This window comes from Methylobacterium sp. 174MFSha1.1, assembly GCF_900116815.1.
In the GTDB taxonomy this organism is placed as follows: domain Bacteria; phylum Pseudomonadota; class Alphaproteobacteria; order Rhizobiales; family Beijerinckiaceae; genus Methylobacterium.
The window spans coordinates 231,985-245,360 of the sequence record NZ_FPCB01000006.1; the positions used below are offsets into that span (position 1 = coordinate 231,985).

Consider the following 13,376-nt stretch of genomic DNA (forward strand, 5'->3'; position numbering starts at 1 on the left):
TAGGTATTAAATTATGTTTATACACTAGATTTAACACTTGTGCAGTGCGGCAGGCGAGATCGGATATTTTAATCTCCCATTCACGTCTCGCTCTTACCCTGCGGTCGCAGGGGATCGTGGGGAGTTGTGGATTCATGCAATCGGCCCGGGCACGTCGGATAGACTCTCCGAGATCATTGCTGGTGCTGATCGCCGCAGCGACGGGGGCGGCCGGTCCCGCCTTCGCGGATGTCGATTTCGCCGCCCGGACGGGATCGGGGCCGATCAAGGCGGCGCATTCCGGCCTGTGCCTGACCGTGCCGGGGGGGACCACGACGAACGGCGCGCAGATCGAGCAGCAGACCTGCACCGGCAGCGCGGCGCAGACCTGGCAGGCCAAGCCGTTCGGCAACGGCCTCATCCTCGTCAACCAGGCGACGGGGCAGTGCCTGGATTCGATGCTGTCGTACAACCAGGGCAATCCGGTCATTCAGTGGACCTGCAACGCTTCCGCGCAGCAGACCTGGGCCGCCAGCCCGCAAGGGGGCGGCTACGGCCTCAAGACCGCCTATTCCGGACAATGCGCCGACGTGTTCGGCGCCCAGACCACGAGCGGCGCGAAGCTGATCCAGTGGAACTGCTCGGGTAGCGCGAACCAGACCTTCGTGCCGGTCGCCTCCGCCTCCACCACCGGCGGAGGTGTCGCGGCCGGCACGGCCACCGGCACGACCCTCACGGCGACCCCGACCGCCGCCAACGGGTGGTACGCCAAGGAGATGTTCTTCTTCACGCGCGCCGCCGGCGGCACCATCGCCAGCCAGACGACGTTCCTGTCCTACAATTTCGGCACGACGCCGGCCGGGATGAACACCCCGTCCGGGCCGTTCGCGGTCCCCGCGGGCGCGACCTGGGGCATCGGCATGCGCGTGTGGCCCAACGCGGACAAGTCGCGCAACGGCACGCCGAGCCTCGTCTACAGCGACACGAACGGCCAGGGCGTGCTGACGACCTCCGGCGACTGCGCCGCCGGCACCCGCACGGATTCCTGGGGGGATGCGGGGACCAAGGGCAGCAACATCGTCTACACCCTGACCTGCTCCGCCGCCGCCGGCACCACGGCCGGCATCGGCACGTCGCCGGGCACCGGCGGCGGGACGGGTACCACCGCCGGCACCACCGCGCCCGGCGAGCCGGCGCCGACCACCGCCTCGATCCTGATCAACCGCCGCTCCGGCAACTGCCTCGACGCCGGCAACGGCGCGCTCACCCAGCAGATCTGCCGCGACCTCGCGAGCCAGAACTGGACCTTCGTGCCGACCGCGAGCGGCTACCAGATCAAGAGCGCCACGACGGGCAACTGCCTCGCGGTCCAGAACGCCGACACGGCCAACGGCGCGGCCCTCGTGCAGCAGGGCTGCTCGACCGCCGCCAACGCCCTCTTCCGGCTGCGCAAGCTCGACAAGTGGCTCGAGATCGTCGCGACGCATTCCGGCAGGTGCCTCAGCCCGAGCGGCGGCGGCGACGGCCGCGATTCGGGCCGCACCCTCGTGCAATGGGATTGCGACACGGCCGATCCGCAGCGCTGGACGGTCCTGGGGGCCGAGGGCCGCGCCCCGTCGAGTTGGACCGGCGTGCGCACGATCGGCATCGTGCCGGTCGCCGGCACGGTCCTGCCCAACGGCAAGCTGATGTTCTGGGCCGCCGAGCAGCGCGACAACTTCAGCAGCGGCGTCAACACCTGGACGACGCTCTACGACCCGGCCACCGACCAGGCGAGCGAGCGCAACGTCACCCAGACCGGCAGCGACATGTTCTGCCCCGGCACCAACGTGCTGCCGGACGGCCGCGTCCTCGTCACCGGCGGCATCACCGCCGGCTTCGCCACGGTCTACAACCCCGCCACCGACACCTGGTCGCGGGTGGCCAACATGAACATCACCCGCGGCTACAACGCCAGCACCACCCTGTCGAACGGCGATTCCTTCACCTATGGCGGCTCGTGGTCGGGCGGCGCCGGCGGCAAGGACGCGGAAGTGTGGTCCTCGGCGAGCAATGCCTGGCGCGTCCTGCGCAACGTCAAGGGCAACGACGCGGCCGATCCGAGCGTGCCGATCTATCCGGGCGACACCCACTATTGGCTGTTTGCCGGCCCGAACGGCTCGGTCTTCCATGCCGGCCCGAGCGCGCGGATGAACTGGATCACCACGAGCGGCGACGGCTCCTTGCGGTCCGTCGGCACCCGCGGCAGCGACCGCTTCGCCGTCAACGGCACCGCGACGATGTACGACGTCGGCAAGATCTACAAGGCGGGCGGCGCACCGGCCTATACCGGCGTGCCGGCCTTCGACACGACCTACACGATCGACATCACCGCGGGCCCCAACGGCACGCCGACCGTCGCGGAGGCCGCCCCGATGCTGTTCGCCCGCACCTACATGAACAGCGTCCTCCTGCCGGACGGCGACATCGTGACGGCGGGCGGCCAGAACGTCGCCGCCCAGTTCACCGACAACCTGCCGGTGATGATGCCGGAGATCTGGTCGCCGCGGACCGGCAAGGTCCGCCGTCTCGCCCCGATGGCGGTGCCGCGCAACTACCACAGCATCGGCATGCTGCTCGCCGACGGGCGCGTGCTGTTCGGCGGCGGCGGGTTGTGCGGCGGTTGCGGCGGCGCCAACCACCCCAACTTCGAGATCCTGTCGCCGCCCTACCTCTTTGACGCCAGCGGCAACCCCGCGAGCCGCCCGAGCATCACCCAGATGGGGTCGAACGTCACGCTCGGTGGCACCTTCGCGGTGACGACCGACCGCACCGTCACGTCCTTTTCCGCGGTGCGGCTGAGCAGCGTCACCCACTCGACCAACAACGACCAGCGCCGGGTGCCGCTCGCCATCGCGAGCACCAGCGGCACCACCTACCAGCTGGCGATCCCGGGCGAGCGCGGCACCATGCTGCCGGGCACCTGGATGCTGTTCGCGATGGACGCCAACGGGGTGCCGAGCGTCGCGAAGACCATCCGGATCCAGTGACCCGCCTCGACGCCCGGGCGGAGCCGTGCTCCGCCCGGGCGCCCCGTTCGGCTTCGCCGAACCGATACCCGCCGCGTCGGACGAAGCTCCAGGAGACCGCATCATGGCGAACCGAACCCGCACCCTCCGCCTCGCCGCGCCGGCGCTGGCCGTCCTCGGCGCGCTCGCCGCGCCGGCCCTCGCCCAGACCCAGACCCAGACCCAGACACGGCCGAGCGGCACGGCCGCGACCGCGACCACCCAGCCGGCCACCCGCGCCTGCCGCGTGAAGGACCATGCCGGCGGCACCTCCTGCACCGCGAACGTGCCGGAGGGCGCCTGCGCCGCCATCGCCCGCGAGGGCAGCGGGACCTACACCTGGACCACGGCGGAATGCCCGTGAGGGGCGGAGCCGACGACCCTGCCGGCATCGTCGCCGGGCGAGCCGTCGGGTGAGGGCCTGTTTGAACGACTCGACAGTCTTGACACCCTCAGTGTCATTCCGGGGCCGCGCAGCGGAGCCCGGAGTGCCGCAGGCACGCCCAGAACCGCGGATGGTGCAGGATCAGTCGGAATGCTATCCGCTTCGTTCTGCACGACCTGAGCGTCTGGATTCCGGGCTCCGCTGCGCGGCCCCGGAATGACGCGGAGAGTGAGGAAGTCGTCAGAGGCTGTTCAAGCAGGCTCTGTGATTTCAGGATAACGACATGAGTAGTATTTATCTTAGTAATCAATAAATTATGTTTTGTATTATTACATTAAATATATTTATATATCTATCTTTGCTCAGATGAATCAAGCAGAGATCGCATGAGATCTCTCTGATGCACATCGTCGTCCGCCACACGCGTCAACCGCCTTAGCCGTCCGTTAACTATCTTCCGCTAAGTCAGGACGGCAGGGCGTTCATCCCGTGCGAGCCGCCGTCGCGCGGACCGTCAGCGTCCCGCCGGCCAGCGCCGTGGCCCTGCCGACCCGTCGATCGAACACCAGGCCGCTCATGGTTTCGCTCCGTCCCGTCCTCGCCGCCCTTCTCGTCGGCCTCGGTCTCGCCGGATCGGGGCAGGCCGCCGAGAGCGATCCCGCCCCGCCGCCCTCCGTTCATGGCGGACTCGTCGCCGGCCATTTCCGCCTGATCGCCCCGGACGGCGCGACGGTCGATACCGACGAGCGCGCCGGCAAGCCCTACGTGGTGGTCTTCGGCTTCACCCACTGCCCGGACGTCTGCCCGACCACCCTCGCCGAATTGTCGCTGGCGATCCCGAAGCTGCCGGCTTCCGCCAAGGACCTGGCCTTCTACTTCGTCACGGTCGATCCCGAGCGCGACACCCCGGAGGTGCTCGGGCGCTACATGCAGAGCTTCGATCCCCGCATCACCGGCCTCTCCGGCGCCCGGCCGGCGATCGAGGAGGCGACGCGCGGCTTCGGCGTCGTGGCGCAGCGGACCGACCTGACGGACGGGGCCTACGTGTACGGCCACACCGCCGCGCTCGTCCTCGTCGACGGCGACGGTCTGGTCGTCGACCGGCTCCCCCCCGGCCTCGGGCCGGACGCGCTCGCCGCCCGGCTCGCGGCGCTCGCCGCCGGCACGAGCCCGGCCGCCGCGCTCACCCGGTGACCGCGCGGCGCCGCGACGCGGCCGCCGGGCCGGCCGCCGGCTTCTCGCTCGTCGAGATGCTGGTGGTGCTGGCCCTGCTCGGGCTCGCGGCGGCGCTCGGCGGTCCCTCGCTGCTCACGCTCCTGCCCGGCCGCCAGCTCGACGCCGCCGCGGCGTCGCTGGCCGACGAGCTCGCGCTGCTGCGGGCCGAAGCCCTGCGGACCGGGCAGCGCACCAGCCTCGCCTACGATCAGGCGACGGCCCGCTTCGTGTCCTCGCGTCCGAGCGCCCGCCCCCTGGCGATGGCGCCCCTGAGCGTCGGCGTCTCGGTCCCGGCGGAGAGCTGGGCCGGCCCGGGCGAGATCCGCTTCCTGCCGGGCGGGGCCTCCACCGGCGGGCGGATCGTGCTCGCCGGCCGCGCCGGGCAGCGGGTCCTGACGGTCAGCCGGGTTACCGGCGCCGTCCGGCGCGGGGAGACCGGACCGTGAGGCGCCGCCGCGGCGCCGGACGGGGCGGGGGGGAGGCCGGCTTCACGCTGGTCGAGGTGCTGGTCGCCTTCGCGATCGCCTCGCTGGCGAGCCTGATGGTGCTGCGCCTGACCGGCGACCTGACCGTGAACGGCCGCCGGATCGACGCGGCGGCGATCCGCCTCGACGAGGCCGAGGGCCTGATCCTGGTCCGGGTCGCGGCCGGCACCCTGCGGGCGGGCTTCGAGCAGGGGCGCTTCGGCGACGGGCAGCCCTGGACCCTGAGCGTCGTCGATGCGGGCCCGGTCCTCGGCTGGCGCGACCTGCCGCCGCTCTGGCGCGTACGCCTCACCCTCGGCGGGCCCGAGGGCCGCGTCGTCTACGCCACCCTCGTCGCGGGAGGGCTCGGTGGCGGCTGAGGCGCGGGCCGGGGAGGCCGGGTTCACGCTGGTCGAGGTGCTGGTCTCGCTGGCGCTCTGCGGCCTCGTCGCCCTGCTGACGCTCCAGACCTTCCGGGCGACCGGGCTGATCAACCGCACCGCGCGCCGGCTGGAGGCGCAGGGCGAGGTCCAGCTCGTGCGCGAGCATCTGCGGCGGGCGCTGGCCGACCGCGCCGGCCGCCGGCCGAACGGGCGCCACGCGCCGTTTCAGGGCGAGCCCGGCCGCCTCGTCGCCACCGTGCAGGCGAACCGCGACCTCGCCCGCGGCGCCGAGGTGCTGCTCGTCCTCGAGGCCCGGCCGGCCGGGGACGGCCTGACCCTGGTCGAGACGAGCGGGCCGCCCGAGGCGCCGGGCCCGCCCGAGCCGCTGCTCGATGGGGTGGCGGGCCTGCGGCTGCGCTATTTCGGGCCGCAGGGCGCCGATCCGACCCCGCGCTGGGCGCCCGCCTGGACCCGCCGCGACCGCCCGCCGGCCCTCGTCGAGGTGATCGTGGCGTTTCCCCCGGACGATCCCCGGTTCTGGCCGCCGCTCGTGCTGGCCCTGGGGAGCGGGTCGTGAGCCGCGCGTCCCCTCATTGCGCCGCCGAGGCCGGCTTCGTCCTGCCGGCGGTTCTGGCGCTCCTCCTCGTCGTCGCGGCGGCGGCGGCCACCGCCGTCCAGGCGCTCCAGAGCCGCAGCGCCACCACCACCGGCCGCTCGGCGAGCCTGCGGCTCCAGGGCCTCGCCGACGGGACGGTCCGCCTCGCGGCGATGGCCCTCGTGGTGCAGCACGTGCGCAAGCAGCCCGGCCTCGGCCTGCCGGAGAACGGCGCGCCGGTCGCCTGCCCGCTCGCGGACGGTGGCGTCCTCGCCCTCGCGGTGCAGGACCAGGCCGGTCTCGTCGACCTCAACGCCTCGCCCCGCCCGCTGATGGAGGACGCGTTTCGCGCGCTCGGCGTGCCCGACCGCGCGGCGGCGGCCCTGGCAGCCGAGATCGTCGACGCCCGTGACCCCGACGACGTGCCGGAGCCGAACGGCGCCGAGGAGCCGCAATACCGCGCCCGCGGGCTGCCCGGCCCGCGCAACGCCCCCCTGCCGACAATCGACGAGATCGACGGGCTGCCCTCGATGACCGAGGCGCTGGCCGCGCGCCTGCGCCCGGCCGTCACCGTGCACAACCCGGGCGGGGGGATCGACCTCGCGGCGGCGCCTTTGGGCGCCCTTACAGGCACCGCCCTCACCGAGGGGCTGACCCGCTACGCCGTGCGCTCGCCGCACCAGGCCTTCGCGATCACCGCGGTCGCCTCCGGCCCGGGCGGCGCGCGGGCCGGCCGCAGCGCAATCCTCTCCGTCGGCGCTCCCGGCGGCACCGGCCTCGTCGCCTGGCGCTTCACCACCGCGATGGCGCCGGCGGCGGCGCACCCGGCCTGCGGCCTCATCCTGGCGGCGCTCGATCCGCCGTGAGCGCATCGCGGGTTTCCGATCGGACCGGCAGGCCGATCCTCGCCCGCAACCCCCGGCCGCCGGCGCCCTCGTGAAGCGTCACGGTCCCGCCCAGGCGCGCGACGAAGGCCTGCACGATCGACAGGCCGAGGCCGCTGCCGGCGGGATCGCCGGACCGTTCGAGCCGGTGGAAGCGCTCGAACACCCGCCCGCGCTGGTCCTCCGGGATACCCGGCCCGTCATCCTCCACGTCGATGGTGCAGGCGGCGTCCGGGCCCGAGACCACGACCCGGACCGTCCCGCCCGGGCGGTTGTAGCGGATCGCGTTGTCGATCAGGTTGCGCAGCACCTCCTCGACGAGGAACGGCTCGGCGAGAACCGTGACCGGCGCCTCCGGCCCGTCGAAGGACAGGGCGACGCGCGCCCGCCGGGCGACCGGAACGAGGCCGAGGGCGGTGTCGCGGGCGAGCGCCACGATGTCCGTCTCCGCCGCCCCGCCCCGGCGCGCGCCGCCCTCCTCCAGCACCAGCAGGGTGAGGAGCTGGGCGATCAGCCGGTCGAGGCGGTCGACCGCCCCGTCGATGTCGGCGCGCGAGGAGCGCCAGCCCTCGCTCTCCGGCGGCTGCCGGTCGAGGAGGCGCAGGTGGGTCTTGAGGATCGCGACCGGGGTGCGCAGCTGGTGCGAGGCGTCCGCGGTGAAGCGGCGCAGCACCGTCATCGCGTGGTTGAGCTGCGACAACAGCTCGTTCAGCGCCTCGACCAGCGGCAGGGCCTCCCGCGGCACCCCGGCGACGGGCACCGCCGGCACCGCGCCGGCGCCGTGGAAGCGGTGCTCGATCTCCCGGCGCAGGTCGTCGAGGGGGGAGAGGCCCATCCGCACGGCGAACCAGATCAGCAGGCTGCCGATGCCTGCGAGCGTCGCGCCGAGCGCGGTGAGCGCCAGCAGCATCCGCCGCGCCAGCCGGTCGCGGTCGTGCGTCGTCTCGGCGACCTGCACGAGCGCGGCGTGCCGGGAGATGTAGACGGGCTTCAGCATCGCGCCGATGCGCACGCGCTGCCCGCGGAAGACCGCATCGCGGAAAACCAGCGTCTCGGGCGGCGGCATCCGCTCCGGCGGCGGCAGGTCGGGATAGCCGGTCACGAAGGTCCGGCCGTCGGTGACGCTGTAGTAGATGTTGTCGCGCTGGGTGTTCGACAGGAGCCCGAAGGCCGCCGACGGCATGTCGAGCACGACTTGGTCCTCCTGCACCGACAGGCGCTCGGCGATGATCAGGACCGCGCCGGCCAGACCCCGGTCGTAGGCGCTGGTGGCGAAGGCGCCGACGAACCAGGTGCCGCCGATCCCGAGCAAGACGGCGAGCGCCGCCATCGGCACCATCAGGAAGGCGGCGACGCGGACGCGCAGCGAACGGCCTCTTCGCCTCACCGTCCCTCCTCGGGGGTGTTCGGCTCCATCAGGTAGCCGAGGCCGCGCATCGTGACGATCCGGGGCCCCGCGGGCCCGAGCTGGCGGCGCAGGCGCGCCACGTAGACCTCGATGGCGTTGGGCGAGATCTCCTCGTCGAGGCCGAACACTTCGGACACCAGGCGCTCCTTCGACACCGCGCGGCCGGCCCGGGTGATCAGCGATTCGAGGATCGCGAGCTCGCGCTTGCGCAAGGGGAGGGCGCGGCCGGCGAGGATCGCCACCCGGCCAGCGCGGTCGAGCGCGAGGTCGCCGCAGGTCACGACCGGATCGGGCTGGCCGCGGCCGCGCCGCACCAGGGCCCGCACCCGCGCCTCCAGCTCCGCCGGGTCGAAGGGTTTTGTCAGGTAGTCGTCGGCCCCGAGGTCCAGGCCTGCGACCCGGTCGTCGATGCTCGCCCGCGCCGTCAGGATCATCACCGGCACGGTGTGGCCCTCGCGCCGGATCTCGCGCAGGATCGCGAGGCCCGACCCGTCCGGCAGGCCGAGATCGAGCACGACGAGGGCGTAGGCCTCCGCCCGCAGGAGCGGCAGCACCCCGGCCGCCTCCGCCTCGTGGTCGACCGCGAAGCCGCCGAGCCGCAGCGAGGCGACGAGGCCGCGGGCCAGAGCCTCGTCGTCCTCGACGATCAGGATCCGCATCGCTCGACCGCCCCCCTTCTCACCGGTCCACCGGCCCATCTCTACGGCAGCGCGGCCCACGACCGAAGCCCCCGGATTTCCGTGCGGTGTCCCGACCTTGTCAGGATGATGAAAGCTCGGACGGTTAACGTCCTCCTCGACGGGCGCGCAAGCAGACGCGCCGTTCCAACTGGGAGGATCGCATGAAGACGCGGCTCGCCGCTACGTTCGCCCTCATGATCGCGGGCGTCTCGGTCTCTTACGCACAGGGCGTGCCCCAGGGATACCCGGCCTCCTACAGCGAGGTCATCGAGGCCGCCCACAAGGAGGGCGCGCTCTCGATCTACGCCACCGCCGACGCCTCCGAGGTGTCCGACCTCCTCACCCAGTTCCGCGCGCTCTACCCGAAGCTGAAGGTCGAGTACGCCGACCAGAACTCGACCGAGCTCTACAGCCGCTACGTCGCCGAAGCCGCGGCCGGCGCCACCGCCGACTTCATCTGGTCCTCGGCGATGGACCTCCAGATCAAGCTCGTCAACGACGGCTACGCGCTGACCTACGCCTCGCCGGAGAAGGGCGCGCTGCCCGACTGGGCGAAGTGGAAGGACCAGGCCTACGGCACCACCGCCGAGCCGATCGTCTTCGCCTATAACAGCCGCCTCGTGCCCGAGGCCGACGTGCCGCGCGACCACGCCGCCTTCGCCAAGCTGCTGACCCAGAAGAAGGACGCCTACAAGGGCAAGGTCACGTCCTACGATCCCGAGCGCTCCGGCGTCGGCTTTCTCTACGTGACGCAGGACGTGCAGGTCAGCGCCCCGGCGACCTGGGAGACGGTCAAGGCGATGGGCCAGGCCGGCGCCAAGTTCTACACCTCGACCGGCGCGATGATGGAGCGCGTGGTCTCGGGCGAGCACACGCTGGCCTACAACATGATCGGCTCCTACGTCCTCCAGCGCAACCGCAAGGACCCGACCCTCGCCTACGTCCTGCCCAAGGACTACACGCTGGTGATGTCGCGCATCGCCTTCGTCTCGGCCAAGGCCAAGAACCCGAACGCGGCTAAGCTCTTCCTCGACTTCATGCTGTCGAAGGGCGCGCAGATGGAACTCGCCAAGAAGGCGATGACCTCGGTGCGCACCGACCTCCAGGACACGCACGGCATCACCAGCCTGCCGGGCGCCCGCGACGTCACCCTGCGGCCGATCCGCGTCGGGCCCGAACTCCTGACCCAGCTCGACCAGATCACCCGGCTGCGCTTCATCAAGCAGTGGCAGAAGACGCTCGCCGCGAACTGACGATCTGACGCCTCCCCCGAGCCGAGACTTCGATGTCCAAGCCGTTCCGCATCGCGATCATCCTCGCGACCACATTGATGATCCTCGGCCCCGTGGGGCTGGTGGTCTATCAGAGCTTCCTCAGCGGCCCGTTCTTCCAGCCGTCGAGCCACCTCACCCTGCAGGCCTACGAATTCGTCCTCTTCGAGGAGGAGGATTTTCGCGATGCCTTCGTCAACTCGGCGATCATCGCGACGGGCATGACCCTGATCGCGGTGCCGCTGGGCTGCATCATGGCGTTCCTCCTGGTCCGCACCGACCTGCCGGGGCGCCGCTTCATCGAGCCGCTCGTGCTCGTGCCGATGTTCGTCTCCTCGGTGGTGCTGGCCTTCGGCTTCGTCGTGGCGCTCGGCCCCGTCGGCATCGTCAGCGTCTGGGTGAAGGGCCTGATCGGCACCATCCCCTGGTACCTGTACTCGAAGACCGCGCTCATCGTGATCGCCGGTCTCACCCACGTGCCGCACGTCTTCCTCTACGCGTCCTCGGCCCTGCGCTCGCTCGGCTCGGATGTGGAGGAGGCGGCGCGCACCTCGGGCGCCGGCCCGTTGCGGGTGGCGCTCACCGTCAGCCTGCCGATGATCATGCCGAGCATCCTCTACGCGACGGTGCTGGTGTTCTTCCTCGGCTTCGAGCTGTTCGGCCTGCCCTTGGTGCTCGGCGATCCCGAGCGGATCCTGGTGCTCGCCACCTACCTCTACAAGCTCACGAACAAGCTCGGCGTCCCCTCCTACGACCTGATGGCGGTGGTGGTGGTGGCGATCATCTTCGTGACGCTGCCGCTGGTCTACACGCAGCGCAAGCTGCTCGCCGCCGCCAACCGCTACGTCGCGGTCAAGGGCAAGGCGAGCGCCCAGAAGCCGCTCGCCATCGGCCCCTGGCGCTGGCCGGCCGCCGCGCTCATCGTCGTGTGGCTCGGCTTCACGGTGGTGATCCCGGTCTCGGCGCTGGTGCTGCGCTCGTTCCTCTCGACCTGGGGCGAGGGCGTGGCGATCTGGCCGAACCTGACGCTCAACCACTTCCGCGAGCTGATGCACTACCCGAACCTGGTGCGGGGCATCGTCAACACCCTGCTCATCGCCTCGGTCGGCGGCGCGCTCTCGGTCTGCTTCTACGCCCTCGTCAACCTGGCGCTCCACCGCTGGCGCTCGCGCTGGACCAGCCTGATGGACTACCTGGTGCTGGTGCCGCGCGCCATGCCGGGCCTGATCGCCGGCCTCGCGATGTTCTGGGTGTTCCTGTTCACCCCGGCGCTCCAGCCCCTGCGCCAGACCCTGTTCAGCCTCTGGCTCGCCTACACCCTGGTGTGGCTCGCCTACGGGATGCGGCTGGTCAGCGCCTCGCTGCTCCAGATCGGCCCGGAACTCGAGGAGGCCGGCCGGGTCGTCGGGGCCCGCCCGGCGCAGGTCAGCCGCGACGTCACCCTGCCGCTGATCAAGGCCGGCCTGATCGGCTCCTGGGTGCTGATCTTCGTGACCTTCATCCGCGAGTACTCCACCGGCGTCTACCTGCTCAGCCCCGGCACCGAGGTCATCGGCTCGCTCCTGGTCTCGCTCTGGGGCACCGGCGCCGTCGATCTCGTCACTGCCCTCTCCACCGTCAACCTCGCCCTCATCCTCCTCGGTCTCGGGCTGATGTACGCCCTCGGGAACAAGCGTCATGCCTAAGCTCACCATCGACGACCTGCACCTGCGCTACGGCTCGGTCGAGATCCTCAAGGGCATCGACGCGAAGTTCGAGGAAGGCTCCGTGGTCTGCCTCCTCGGGCGCTCGGGCAGCGGCAAGACCACGCTCCTGCGCTCGATCGCCGGCCTGGAGGAGCCCTATCGCGGCGCCATCCGCATCGACGGGCGCCCGGTCTTCGACGCCGGCGCCGGCGTCAACCTGCCGCCCGAGAAGCGCGACCTCGGCTTCGTGTTCCAGTCCTACGCGCTCTGGCCGCACAAGACGGTGTTCGAGAACGTCGCCTACGGCCTGCGCCTGCGCGGCCAGTCGAAGGCGGAGTTGCAGCCGCGGGTCCAGGCGGCCCTCGACGGCGTCGGCCTCGGGGCGCTCGGCGAGCGCTACCCCTCGCAGCTCTCGGGCGGCCAGCAGCAGCGCGTCGCCATCGCCCGCGCCCTCGTCTACGAGCCGCCGGTGATCCTCCTCGACGAGCCGCTGTCGAACCTCGACGCCAAGCTGCGCGAGGAGGCGCGGATCTGGATCCGGGCCCTGATCAAGCGGCGCGGCATCACCGCGGTCTTCGTCACCCACGACCAGGCCGAGGCCCTCGCCATCGCCGACCAGGTCGTGCTCCTCGACGGCGGCCGCCTCGTCCAGTCCGGCACGCCGGAGGACCTCTACGAGCGGCCCGAGACCCTGTTCGCCTCCGAGTTCATGGGCACCAACAACACCCTGGCGGTGTCCCTGCGCGAGCGGCGCGGCGGCCGAGCGCTCGTCGAGCTCGGCGGCCAGCCGCTCTGGGGCGTCGATCGCGCCGGCGGCGCCGGGGCGAAGGCGGGCGAGGCGGCCAAGGGCGTGATCCGGATCGAGGCGGTGCGCATCGCCGACGGCCCGGGCGAGAACCGGGTGCCGGCGGAGTACGAGACCTCGATCTATCTCGGCAACCAGTTCGAGCACCTCTTCCGCTGCGGCGACCAGACCATCCGCCTCGTCTCCGACCGGCGGACCGGCCCGGGCAAGCACTGGCTCGAATGCCCGGCGGAGCGGCTGTGGGTGTTCTGAGGCGGGGTTCAGCTTCGACGTAATCGCGAAAATAGTGTGGCGCGGGATCCACTCCCCCTTGTGGGAAGGACCGTCCGGGAAAAAGAAGTGGCGCGGGCTTCTTCCCTCCCCCCTCTGCGGGGGAGGGTGCCCGGCAGAGCCGGGCGGGAGAGGGGCGGCGCGACGCAGTTCCAGTCGGCGCCCTTCAAGACGGCTCCGCCATATTCGGAAGCGGCGTCCCCTCTCCCGGCTCGCTCCGCTCGCCACCCTCCCCCGCAGAGGGGGGAGGGGTAAACTCGCGCCATTCCTTTTCCCGGACAGTCCTGCCGTGTGGAAGAGGGGAG

The 13,376-nt window shown here is 71.5% G+C and carries 12 protein-coding genes; 10 read left to right on the forward strand and 2 right to left on the reverse strand.

The features are described from left to right. The first annotated feature begins 182 nt into the window (after nt 1-182). From BM430_RS04480 to BM430_RS04510, 7 genes are all read left to right on the forward strand, one after another. Nucleotides 183-3,008, forward strand: coding sequence for an RICIN domain-containing protein (locus BM430_RS04480; RefSeq protein WP_244539316.1), 2,826 nt, complete (start codon nt 183-185; stop codon nt 3,006-3,008). A 103-nt stretch (nt 3,009-3,111) separates the two neighbouring features. Further along, nucleotides 3,112-3,390, forward strand: coding sequence for a hypothetical protein (locus BM430_RS04485; RefSeq protein ID WP_093565811.1), 279 nt, complete (start codon nt 3,112-3,114; stop codon nt 3,388-3,390). A 597-nt stretch (nt 3,391-3,987) separates the two neighbouring features. Beyond that, nucleotides 3,988-4,605: an SCO family protein gene (locus tag BM430_RS04490; protein WP_093565813.1), complete on the forward strand. Its 618-nt coding sequence runs from the start codon at nt 3,988-3,990 to the stop codon at nt 4,603-4,605. Continuing rightward, entirely contained in the window at nt 4,602-5,072 is a 471-nt protein-coding gene (locus BM430_RS04495; RefSeq protein WP_244539317.1) for a GspH/FimT family pseudopilin, read from the forward strand. The genes BM430_RS04490 and BM430_RS04495 overlap by 4 nt, the downstream gene beginning before the upstream one ends. Further along, nucleotides 5,069-5,470 (forward strand): PulJ/GspJ family protein, encoded by a 402-nt coding sequence (locus tag BM430_RS35020; RefSeq protein ID WP_093565814.1) that lies wholly within the window; start codon nt 5,069-5,071, stop codon nt 5,468-5,470. The genes BM430_RS04495 and BM430_RS35020 overlap by 4 nt, the downstream gene beginning before the upstream one ends. Then, nucleotides 5,460-6,050: a prepilin-type N-terminal cleavage/methylation domain-containing protein gene (locus tag BM430_RS04505; protein ID WP_093565816.1), complete on the forward strand. Its 591-nt coding sequence runs from the start codon at nt 5,460-5,462 to the stop codon at nt 6,048-6,050. The genes BM430_RS35020 and BM430_RS04505 overlap by 11 nt, the downstream gene beginning before the upstream one ends. Beyond that, nucleotides 6,047-6,934, forward strand: coding sequence for a type II secretion system minor pseudopilin (locus BM430_RS04510; RefSeq protein ID WP_093565818.1), 888 nt, complete (start codon nt 6,047-6,049; stop codon nt 6,932-6,934). Before BM430_RS04505 ends, BM430_RS04510 begins: the two co-directional genes overlap by 4 nt. Here BM430_RS04510 and BM430_RS04515 read toward each other — a convergent pair. Beyond that, nucleotides 6,906-8,339, reverse strand: coding sequence for a sensor histidine kinase (locus tag BM430_RS04515; RefSeq protein ID WP_143131960.1), 1,434 nt, complete (start codon nt 8,337-8,339; stop codon nt 6,906-6,908). The two genes, BM430_RS04510 and BM430_RS04515, sit on opposite strands and share 29 nt — an antisense overlap. Further along, nucleotides 8,336-9,019 (reverse strand): response regulator, encoded by a 684-nt coding sequence (locus tag BM430_RS04520; RefSeq protein WP_093565821.1) that lies wholly within the window; start codon nt 9,017-9,019, stop codon nt 8,336-8,338. The genes BM430_RS04515 and BM430_RS04520 overlap by 4 nt, the downstream gene beginning before the upstream one ends. 182 nt (nt 9,020-9,201) lie before the next feature. Between BM430_RS04520 and BM430_RS04525 the strand changes: the two genes are divergently transcribed. The 3 genes from BM430_RS04525 to BM430_RS04535 are packed head-to-tail and all read left to right on the forward strand — an operon-like array spanning nt 9,202 to nt 13,053. Then, nucleotides 9,202-10,293: an ABC transporter substrate-binding protein gene (locus BM430_RS04525; RefSeq protein WP_093565822.1), complete on the forward strand. Its 1,092-nt coding sequence runs from the start codon at nt 9,202-9,204 to the stop codon at nt 10,291-10,293. A 32-nt stretch (nt 10,294-10,325) separates the two neighbouring features. Further along, nucleotides 10,326-11,996, forward strand: a complete 1,671-nt coding sequence (locus BM430_RS04530; protein WP_093565825.1) for an ABC transporter permease — start codon at nt 10,326-10,328, stop codon at nt 11,994-11,996. Beyond that, nucleotides 11,989-13,053, forward strand: a complete 1,065-nt coding sequence (locus BM430_RS04535; RefSeq protein ID WP_093565827.1) for an ABC transporter ATP-binding protein — start codon at nt 11,989-11,991, stop codon at nt 13,051-13,053. The genes BM430_RS04530 and BM430_RS04535 overlap by 8 nt, the downstream gene beginning before the upstream one ends. Nucleotides 13,054-13,376 lie beyond the last annotated feature (323 nt).